Origin of the sequence: Phenylobacterium sp., assembly GCF_041916435.1 — a bacterium.
Lineage (GTDB): Bacteria > Pseudomonadota > Alphaproteobacteria > Caulobacterales > Caulobacteraceae > Phenylobacterium.
Genome location: NZ_JAYRZM010000020.1, coordinates 1 through 2,028, shown reverse-complemented (window position 1 = coordinate 2,028; position 2,028 = coordinate 1). Strand labels below are relative to the sequence as shown.

2 protein-coding genes are annotated in these 2,028 nt (G+C 71.0%); both read right to left on the bottom strand.

Going from position 1 to position 2,028, the window contains the following annotated elements; all coding sequences use genetic code 11:
• Window positions 1-1,516, bottom strand: a 1,516-nt coding sequence (locus ACE3TA_RS22525) for an alpha/beta fold hydrolase (protein ID WP_374576568.1), incomplete at its 3' end; no start/stop codon positions are given.
• On the bottom strand, window positions 1,509-2,028 hold a 520-nt coding region (locus tag ACE3TA_RS22520; RefSeq protein WP_374576567.1), incomplete at its 5' end, for an amino acid synthesis family protein. The genes ACE3TA_RS22525 and ACE3TA_RS22520, both read right to left, overlap by 8 nt.

The following is a 2,028-nucleotide window of genomic DNA, read 5'->3' as shown; positions in this document are numbered from 1 at the left end:
CGCCGCGATAATAGATCGACTGGACATGCGTCTCGGGGTTCTCGAACACCGCGAACAGGAAGGCCAGCTCCGCGTCGATCCCCTTGCGCCTGAGTTCGGCGCTGAGCAGCGAGGCGGTGCCGGACGCACCCGAGCGCCCCACCTCCGGAAGCCGCATCTGCCCGGTCGCGGCGTCGCGCTCGGCGAGGAGGCCGCCCCGGCATTCGATGATGGCGCCCACCACCGTGTGGCTCTTCGAGGCGGCATTCACCGCCGCCTGCTCGAGCCCCAGGCTCACGTAGCCGCCGCGCGCATAGCCCAGCGGATTGGCCTCGCGCGAGGCGAAGCCGCGGATGGCGCCCATCAGGATGACGTGGTCGCCCGCGTCGATCACCTCGCGCCTGGCGCAGTCGAACCAGGCGAGCGAGCCGGCGATCAGCGGCTGGCCGTTCGCCGAGGCGGCCCAGTCGACGCCGGCGAACTTGTCCGGCCGCTTCGAGGCGAAGATGCCGGAGACCTCCTTCTGGTCCTCGCCGAGGATGTTGACGGCAAAGCCCGGCGCCGCGGCGAACACCGCCGCACTGGCGGCCGCCTTGGCGATGCACACCAGCAGGAGCGGCGGATCGAGCGACACCGAGGTGAAGGAATTGGCGGTGAAGCCGCGCGGCTCGCCCGTCGCATCCACCGTCGTCACCACGGTGACGCCGGTCATGAAGCTGCCGAAGGCGCTGCGCAGGCTCTTGGTGTCGCAGGCCTCGAGAGGCTGGCTCAGCAGGTCGCGGATCAGCCGCGTTGTGGCCTCCGCGGCGACGAGGTTCATCATGTGGCGCTGGCCGTCGAGCACCGCGGCCCGCCCGCGCGGCGCGGCGGCGGCCATGGCACGGGCCATCTCCGGCGTCGAATTGGGATCCTCCGCGCCGGTGGCGAAGAGGGCCGGCATGGCGAGCCCGCCGAGCCTGCCCGAGAACAGCCGGTCGCCGGAGGCGAAGATGCGGTAGGCCTGCGCATAGGCCGCAGGATCCATGGCCGAGAGCCAGCCGCGCAGCGCGGCATGCAGCGGCGTCTCGCCCGCACCCAGCCAGCGCCGGATCGGCTGCTCGATATCGCCGCAGTCGCCGCTCCGCGCGATCTCGGCGGCCCGCGCCTCCACCGCGCTGCGCGCCTGCGCGCTGCGCTCGTAGACGGAGTTGAGCACGCCGAGCCGCAGCACGCGATCGGGATGCTGCAGCGCCAGCCCGATGGCGACGAGGCCGCCCATCGAGTGGCCGACCACATTGGCCTTCGCGATGTGAAGCTGGTCGAGCAGGGCCGCGGCCTGCGCCACGTAGTCGGCAAGCTCCGCGCCCGGGGCGGCACTGCCGCCATGGCCCGGCATGTCGAGCGCGATGACGCGGTGCGTGTCGGACAGCGCCGCGATCTGCGGCCCCCAGGCCTCGGCGTTGAGCCCCACGCCATGGATCAGCAGCAGCGGCTCGCCCTGCCCCTTCTCGAGATAGGCGATGCCGCCGAGGCTGCTGCGGGGCTGGAGCTCAGGCATTGGTCGTGTCGCCCAGCTCCTTGAGGTCCTGGTAGCGGTCGCCGATGCGGTGATGCGGCCGGCCGCCGATCGAGGCACCGAGCGCCACCACGATCTCGTTGGCGGCCGGCGCATCGGGAATGGCGAACTGGATGGTGAGGTAATGCGAGCGCATGCCTTCGTCGGCCTTGTGCATCAGCGGGATCATGATCGGCGCATTGGCGGGGCCGCGGGTGTTGGTGAAGGCGAGATAGCTCTTCGCCCCCACCGCCTTCCTGAAATGGTTGCCGAAGCGCAGCGTGTGGATGAGGGCCGAGGCATGCTCGACCTCGCCATCGGTGCCCACCACCGCCGCCTTGCCATAGCCTTCCACCGCCTCGCCCGAACCTGCCATCTCGATGATCATGGCCGTCAGCATCTGGCCGAGCTTGGGCGCGATCTCGCGGATCTCGGGCTTCAGGTCCTCGACGAAGCCGCGCCCCGCCCACGGATTGGTCAGCACCGCCGCCGCGGCGAAGAAGGTCAGGGGCTTC